This window comes from Planctomycetota bacterium (assembly GCA_026387035.1).
Taxonomy (GTDB): domain Bacteria; phylum Planctomycetota; class Phycisphaerae; order FEN-1346; family FEN-1346; genus JAPLMM01.
On the sequence record JAPLMM010000119.1, the window covers coordinates 1 to 7,423 of the forward strand.

Sequence of the window (7,423 nt, forward strand, 5' to 3'; positions counted from 1 at the left end):
AACGTAGATGGCGGGCGAAGAGGTGTCAAGCGAAACGTCTCCGAGCCCTCACGGCGGGCAGCAGGACGCCGGCGGCTGCGCCAGACGCGCTTCGAGGAACCGCAGCACCGGACCGACGATCTCCAGAAGCAGCGGCGACCCACCCAGCCACACCGCCAGTTCCAGCGCCTCGCGGATCTCCTCGGCCGTTGCACCGTGCGCGAGCGCCTTGTTCGTCTCCAGGACAGCGCGCTGCGGTTCGCGCCCCGTGACGGCCGTCGCCAGGGCCATCAGATACTTGTATTTGAGCGGAATCGCGCCCTCGCGTCCCCAGATGCGGCCGTGATAGTCGGCGATGAGCCGGCCGAACTCCGGGCCCAGCCGCTCCGCCAACGAGACGCCCGGGCACTTCTTCCCCGCCACGAAGCCGGCACAAGATTTCTTCTTTTCACAGTTCATTGCATGGTCTCCATGTTTTAGCCGTGGATGAGCGGCGGGAGGCACCGCACGCACACCCATTTCGATTCGCCGTTCGTCCGGCACGGGAAAAGGACCGCCTCCGTCTCGCTCGCGCCGCAGCGGAAACATTTTTCCTGGAGGAGGGTCTTTCCGCGCTCGGCCTCGCGCTCGCGGGCCGCCTCGGCGTCGAATGCCGGGGCCTCGCGCTCCTCGATCGAGAGCGCACCCGTCGGGCAGACGCCCAGGCAGAACCCGGCCCCGTCACACAATTCCTCGCGGACGACGCGGGCCTTCCCGTCCACGAGTTCAATGGCCCCCTCCGCGCACGGCGTGACGCACACCCCGCACCCGTTGCAGAGCCGCTCGTCAATTTTGACGATCTTTCGTTTCACTGTCCTGGTCGCCGCCATCCGCCTGCCTCCTTTGTTCCGGATCCCACCCTCATGATAGGCCGCGCCCCCGTGGCAGGCTTTGACGCAGGTCAAGTCGTGGCATTTTTGCCAGCAGGGATTCTCGGGGGCGGAAAGGGGCAATCGGCTCAGTCGGCCTCGGGCGTGAAACCGCTGGCCAGGGCCTGGAGGCCCGCGGGATTGCGAAGCGTCAGCACCGGGCCGTCCACTTCCACCAGGTCGAGGGCGGCGAGGCGTCCGAGGGCCCGGCTCAGGGTTTCCGGGGCAATCCCGAGGTGGTGCGCGAGTTCCCCCTTCGCCAGGTCGAGCCGCACTTGGGCGCCCTTCTCCAGCGCGACGCCCTTGCGGCGCGCCAGGTCCGTCACGTACCGCGCGAGCCGGCCCGAGACGCCGCTCAGGGCGAGTTGCCCGACGAGCCCGGCCAACTGGTGGCAAAGGCGCGCGAGCGACGTGATCAGCCCGGCCGCAAGGGCCGGGTTCCGCCCCAGTTCCTTCAGGAACGCCCCCCGCGGGAAGAAGGCAAGCCGGCTCTCGGAGAGCGTCTCGGCGAACGCGGGGAAAGAGTCGCCCGCGAACATTGCCGCTTCGGCGAACGCTTGGCCCGGCCCGAACGCGTGCAGGATCTGCTGCCGCCCGTCCGGCGCCAGTTTGTACACCTTCACCTTTCCATCCAGTACGACGTAGAAGCCGTCGGCCGGTTCGCCCTGGCGAAAGAGGACCTGGCCGGCCGGGACGCGCCGCTCGACGGCCAGCCGCCCCACGGACTCGCGCGCGGCCTTATCGAGCCCCGCAAACAGCGCCACGTGCTTGAGCATCTCGGCGATGGCCATACGGCTGTTGTACTCGGCGGGAATGGCGGGGTCAACAGGAGGCTCAGTTGGCCCGCGGGTGGGCCGACTCGTAAATCTCCTTCAGCCGGCCGGCCGTGACGTGCGTGTAGATTTGGGTCGTCGAGAGGCTTCGGTGGCCCAGGAGTTCCTGGACGGCCCGCAGGTCGGCCCCGCGCTCGAGCATGTGGGTGGCGAATGAGTGGCGCAGGGTGTGCGGCGAAACCTTCGGGTCGAGACCGGCGATCGCGAGGTACTTCGACAGTTTCCTCCGGACGCTCCGGGTGCTCAGGCGTCGCCCGTGGCGGTTGACGAAGACGGCTTTCTTATCGATGGGTCCGGCGTCGGCCCGGGCCGCCAGGTATCGCTCGAGCGCCCGCAGGGCGTAGGACCCGAGCGGCGCGAGGCGCTCGCGTTTCCCTTTGCCGCGAACCCGGACCACTTCGCCGATCGGATCGACGTGCTCGAGGTCCATCGCCACAAGTTCCGAGACGCGCATGCCGGTGGAGTAGAGCACCTCGAGGATCGCGGCGTCGCGCAGAGCGAGCAAGTCGTCGCCCTTCGTCGCGGCGAGCAGGCGTTCGACTTCGCCGGGCTGGAGGAACTTCGGGAGCCGGCGTTCCTGTCGCGGCGTGCGGATGAGTTTGACGGGGTTGCGGGAGACTTCGCCAGAGCGGGCGAGGAACTTGTAGAACGAGCGGAGCGTCGCGAGTTTCCGCGCGACGGTCGCCCGGCTGTAGTCGGCCCGCTTCAGTTCCGCCAGGTACCGCCTCAGGTCCAGCGGCGCCACCTTTCGGATCCGCTCGGAAACTTCGCGCTCGTCGAGGCCGTCTTCCGGGGCGCCGTTGCAGAGAAACTCGGCGAACTGCGCCAGGTCAGCCGTGTAGCAGCGCACCGTGTGCACCGAGAAATTGCGCTCGTGCTCGATGTACGTCAAGAATTTCTGAAACAAGGGATTTGCCATCGTTCGGCGTTCAATCCTCGGTTTGGTCCTCGCCTTCGACCGAACGGCTCACGAGGTGCTGGTTGATTTGGCGCGAGAGGACGGCGGCGTCGAACCAGTCGAAATCCAGGTCCGGGTTCTCGGCCCAGTGCATCAACTGCGCGATGGCCGCTTCCTCGTCCCCCGGGCCGCAACGCACGAGAAACCGTTCCCGTCCCTTCATCAGGGAAACCTGGTACGCCTCCCTCGCTTTCGTCACGGGATACGACCCTCCGCTGCCTGCCGGGGCGCAGCACGGGCGACCTCGCCACAAGGGATTATCGGCAGGCGCGGCCTGCGGGGTTTACGCGAATCCGCTTCCCGGGGGCCCCGGCGGAGTTTGGCGTTGACAGCCTGCAAGGCCCGCGCCTACACTCGCCGACGCCGGTTCTTATCCTTTAGGGGACTTCCGTGGCCGATCTGGCCGCCCGATTTCGCGACGTTTTCGGCGACTCCGGGCCCGTGCGGGTGGTCCGCGCTCCCGGCCGGGTGAACCTCATCGGCGAGCACACGGACTATAGCGGCGGCTTCGTGATGCCGATGGCGCTCGACCGGGCCGTCCGCATCGCCCTCGTGCCGCACGACCGGCCCGTCGTTGCGCTCTGGTCGGTCCAGTTTGACGAGCGGGCGGAGTTCCGTCTGGGGGAGGCGGAGCCTGCCGGAGCGCCGCACTGGCTCCGCTACCCGATCCGGGTAGCCGAGGTCCTCGCGGAGGAGGGGATTGTGCTTCGCGGATTCCGGGCCGTCGTGGACGGCGACGTGCCGGTCGGCTCGGGCCTGTCGTCGAGCGCGGCCTATGAAGTGGCGTCGGCGCTGGCGCTGCTGGTGGCGGCCCGGCCGGACGTGCCCGCCGCGCCGGCCGCCGTTCTTGCCGAGGCGCACGGTCTGTCGGCGGAGCGCCTGGCCGAGTTGTGCCAGGAGGCGGAGCACCGGGTCGGCGTCCGCTGCGGCATCATGGACCAGTTCGTCAGCCTTCACGGCCGGGCGGGGCACGCGCTGGTGCTCGATTGCCGCGACCTTTCGTTTGAGGCCGTCCCGCTCCCGGCGCGCGAGGCGAAAGTGGTCGTCATCGACTCGGGGGTCAAGCGTCGGCTCTCGTCCGGCGCGTACAACGAGCGACGCCGACAGTGCGAGGAAGGCGCCGAGCGCCTGCGCGAGTTCGACGCGGACATTCGCGAGTTGCGCGACGTGTCGCTCGCGCTCTTCGAGGCGCACGCGGATCGCCTGCCGGAGGTCATCCGCCGCCGATGCCGCCACGTCATTACCGAAAACGCGCGGGTGCTCGAATCGGCCGAGGCCCTGAAGGCCGGGGACCTGGCGCGCTTCGGCGAACGGATGAACGCGAGCCACGATTCCCTGCGCGACGATTACGAGGTCAGCGGGCCGGAGTTGGACCTCTTGGTCGAGATTGCGCGCGGCGTCGAGGGCGTCCTCGGCTCGCGCCTGACGGGCGCAGGATTTGGCGGGTGCACGGTGACGCTCGCGCGGCCGGAGGCGGTCGAGCCGCTCCGGGCCGCCGTGCGCCGCCGTCGAAGTATAATGGGGAAAGCCATGATCCCATTCATTCAGAAGTTGTCGCGAGGCGAGGACCTCTCGCTCGAGGAGTCGCGCGAGGCGATGCGCCTCATCATGGAAGGCCGGGCGACCCCCGCCCAGGTCGCCGCCTACCTCGTGGCCCTTTCCATCAAGGGCCCGACGCCCGACGAAATCGCCGGCGCCGCCCTCGTCATGCGCGAGAAGGCCACGCGCATCGACGTCGGCGACCTTCCGGTCATCGACACGTGCGGCACGGGGGGCACGGGCCGAAAGCCGTTCAACGTTTCGACGTGCGCGGCCATCGTCGCGGCCGGCGCCGGGGCGTACGTCGCGAAGCACGGCAACCGGGGTGCGACGAGCCGGTGTGGCTCGAGCGACGTGCTGGAGGCGCTCGGCGTCAACGTTCAGGCGCCGCCGGAAGTGGTCGCCCGCTCGATTTGCGAGGCGCGTATCGGATTCCTCTTCGCGCCGCTTCTGCACGGGGCGATGAAGCATGCGGTCTCTGTCCGCAAAGACATCGGCATCCCGACGGTTTTCAACGTGCTCGGCCCGCTGACGAATCCGGCGGGGGCGCGGCGTCAGGTGATGGGCGTCTTCGCGCCGGACCTCGTCCGCCTGATCGCCGAGGTCATGCTCCGCCTCCAGGTCGAGCACGCGCTGGTGGTCCATTCCTCCGAGGGCCTGGACGAGATCACTCTCTCGGGGCCGACGCACGTCGCGGAGGTCAAAGGCGGACGCATCCGGGAGTACGACCTCACGCCGGCCGACCTGGGACTCCCGGAAAGCGACCTGGGGGACATGCGCGTCGAGACGCCGGCACAAGGGGCCGAGATTATCCGCGAGATCCTGGCCGGCGAAAAAGGGCCGAGACGCGACGTCGTCCTCGCCAACGCGGGAACCGCCGTCTACGTGGCGGGCCTGGCGCGGACCCCGGCCGAATGCGTTGCCCGGGCGGCCGAGGCTGTCGACTCCGGCGCCGCTCGCCGGACCCTCGAGGCCCTGGTCGCCTTGAGCCGATCGGCGGATTGACCCAGCCTCCGGCGCGAACGAGAATCGCTTTGCACGCCGCCCCGCCGCGCTGGTATTCTTAGGGGCGGCGAGGGGTCCTGTCCGCTGGCCGGCCCGCGGCGTCGAAAGAACCTGCGGTGCACGGCCCAGGCATTGCGGAGCGAGGGCGCGCGATGATCCACTATACCTGCGACATGTGCAGCAAGCCGCTCCTGGCCGACGAAGACACCCGCTACGTTGTCAAGGTCGAGGTGTACGCGGCCTACGACCCGATGGAGATCACCGACGCGGACCTCGCCGAGGACAAGAGCGAGGAGGTCCAGGAACTCCTGGAGCAGATGGCCGACATGGACGCCGAGCAACTCGAGGACCAGGTTCACAAGACCTTCCGGTTCGACCTTTGCCCGGCGTGCCAGGCGCGCTACGTCGAGGATCCGCTCTCGCGCGGGGCGAACCGAAGGGTCCGATTCGGAAACAATTGAGCCGGCGCGTGCCGTTCGGGAATAACTAGGCCCGTTTTTTTGAAGGATCCTTTGGCATTCTGTTGTGTGGCACGGCGGGCCTTGCCCCGCCGTGCGCCGCGCACGGCCGGACAAGACCGGCCGTGCCACACGGGCATGTGCAACCGCCGGCCGCAAGACATGCGGAGACAACGACCGCCATGCCGATGACCATCACGGAGAAGATCATCGCGGCCCACGCCGGACGCGATGCCGTCCGGCCGGGCGAGTTCGTTTACGCCGATGTGGACATCGCCCTCGGCAACGACATCACTGCGCCGATCGCGATCGAGCGGCTGGCCGAGGCCGGCATCGAACGCGTCTGGGACCGCGAGCGCGTCGCCCTCGTGCCGGACCATTTCACGCCCAATAAGGACATCGCGAGCGCCCAGCAGGCGAAGGTCCTCCGCGACTTCGCCCGACGCCACCGCCTCACCCATTACTGGGAGGTGGGCCAGGTCGGCATCGAACACGCCCTCCTGCCCGAGCAAGGCGTCGTCGGCCCCGGCGACCTCGTCATCGGCGCCGACAGCCATACGTGCACCTACGGCGCCCTCGGCGCCTTCGCCACCGGCGTCGGCTCGACGGACCTGGCGGCCGCGATGGCCACCGGCAAGGTCTGGCTCCGCGTGCCTGAGTCCCTGCGCTTCGTCTTCACCGGCAAGCGCGGGCCCTGGGTCTCGGGCAAGGACCTTATCCTTTACACCATCGGCGAGATCGGCGTCTCGGGGGCGATGTACCGGGCGATGGAGTTCGCCGGCCCCGTCATCGAGGCCCTCCCGATGGACGACCGGTTCACCATGTGCAACATGGCGATCGAGGCCGGGGCGAAGAACGGCATCATCGCGCCCGACGCGGTCACGCGCGCCTACGTCGAAGGCCGCCTCGAACGCGAGGCCCGCTATTACGCGAGCGACGCCGATGCCGCGTATGCCGTCTCCTTCGAGTGGGACGTGACGGGTGTCGGCCCGCTCGTCGCGTGCCCGAATCTGCCCGAGAACGTCAAGCCCGTCGGGGACCTCAAGGACGTTCGGGTGGACCAGGTGGTGATCGGCTCGTGCACGAACGGGCGCCTGTCGGACCTGGCGGTCGCCGCGCGCATCCTCAAAGGCCGCAAGGTGGCCGACGGCGTCCGCTGCCTCGTTTTCCCCGCGACGCCGACCATCGAGCGCGAGGCGCTTCGGGCCGGGTATCTGGAGATCTTCCTCGAGGCCGGCGCGGTCGTCTCGCCGCCGACCTGCGGGCCGTGCCTCGGCGGCCACATGGGCGTCCTCGCGGAAGGCGAGGTCGCCCTCGCGACCACCAATCGCAACTTCACCGGCCGAATGGGCCACCCGAAGAGCGAGGTGTACCTGTCGAACCCGGCGGTGGCGGCCGCCAGCGCCGTCCTCGGGCGCATCGCGCACCCGGACGAGGTCGCCGGCTGAGAGTCGCCTCTTGCCGGCCGGGCCTAAGAGGAGACGCTTGGCATGTTCAACCACGGCGAACCCTTGAACCGTTTGCGCGCCCCTTGCGCCGAGCGGAAAGAGGAATCGCCGGGAGGCTGAGTTATAATAGAGAAGAAGAGTCGGCCACCGCGCCGGAAAGGAGACAAGCCATGGACGTCGCCAAGTTTCTGAAGCGAGAGAAGGTCAAGTTTCAGTTGCGCCACCACCCCGCGCGGTACACCGCTCAGGAGGTGGCGGCCGCCGAGCACATCACCGGCGAAGAGGTCGCCAAGGT

8 protein-coding genes and 1 pseudogene are annotated in these 7,423 nt (G+C 68.7%); 4 read left to right on the forward strand and 5 right to left on the reverse strand.

All coding sequences use genetic code 11. The features are described from left to right. Positions 1-48 precede the first annotated feature (48 nt). From NTX40_04060 to NTX40_04080, 5 genes are all read right to left on the reverse strand, one after another. A complete protein-coding gene (locus NTX40_04060) occupies positions 49-438 on the reverse strand; it encodes a carboxymuconolactone decarboxylase family protein (GenBank protein ID MCX5648259.1) in 390 nt (129 codons plus the stop codon). Positions 439-455: 17 nt separating this feature from the next. Beyond that, positions 456-848, reverse strand: coding sequence for a ferredoxin (locus tag NTX40_04065; GenBank protein MCX5648260.1), 393 nt, complete (start codon positions 846-848; stop codon positions 456-458). Positions 849-976: 128 nt separating this feature from the next. Further along, positions 977-1,678 carry a Crp/Fnr family transcriptional regulator gene (locus tag NTX40_04070; protein ID MCX5648261.1) on the reverse strand — a complete coding sequence of 234 codons (702 nt, stop codon included), beginning with the start codon at positions 1,676-1,678 and terminating at the stop codon, positions 977-979. A 43-nt stretch (positions 1,679-1,721) separates the two neighbouring features. Continuing rightward, positions 1,722-2,639 (reverse strand): tyrosine recombinase XerC, encoded by a 918-nt coding sequence (gene xerC, locus NTX40_04075; protein MCX5648262.1) that lies wholly within the window; start codon positions 2,637-2,639, stop codon positions 1,722-1,724. A 10-nt stretch (positions 2,640-2,649) separates the two neighbouring features. Beyond that, positions 2,650-2,877 carry a hypothetical protein gene (locus NTX40_04080; GenBank protein MCX5648263.1) on the reverse strand — a complete coding sequence of 76 codons (228 nt, stop codon included), beginning with the start codon at positions 2,875-2,877 and terminating at the stop codon, positions 2,650-2,652. A gap of 191 nt (positions 2,878-3,068) precedes the next feature. On the opposite strand from NTX40_04080, the pseudogene galK reads away from it, so the two are divergent. From galK to leuC, 4 genes and pseudogenes are all read left to right on the forward strand, one after another. After that, positions 3,069-4,172 (forward strand): annotated as a pseudogene (galK, locus tag NTX40_04085) (galactokinase). 24 nt (positions 4,173-4,196) lie between these two features. Beyond that, a complete protein-coding gene (gene trpD, locus NTX40_04090) occupies positions 4,197-5,222 on the forward strand; it encodes an anthranilate phosphoribosyltransferase (GenBank protein ID MCX5648264.1) in 1,026 nt (341 codons plus the stop codon). A gap of 152 nt (positions 5,223-5,374) precedes the next feature. After that, positions 5,375-5,683 (forward strand): hypothetical protein, encoded by a 309-nt coding sequence (locus NTX40_04095; protein ID MCX5648265.1) that lies wholly within the window; start codon positions 5,375-5,377, stop codon positions 5,681-5,683. Between the two features lie 179 nt (positions 5,684-5,862). After that, entirely contained in the window at positions 5,863-7,128 is a 1,266-nt protein-coding gene (gene leuC, locus NTX40_04100) for a 3-isopropylmalate dehydratase large subunit (protein MCX5648266.1), read from the forward strand. The last annotated feature ends 295 nt before the right edge of the window (positions 7,129-7,423 follow it).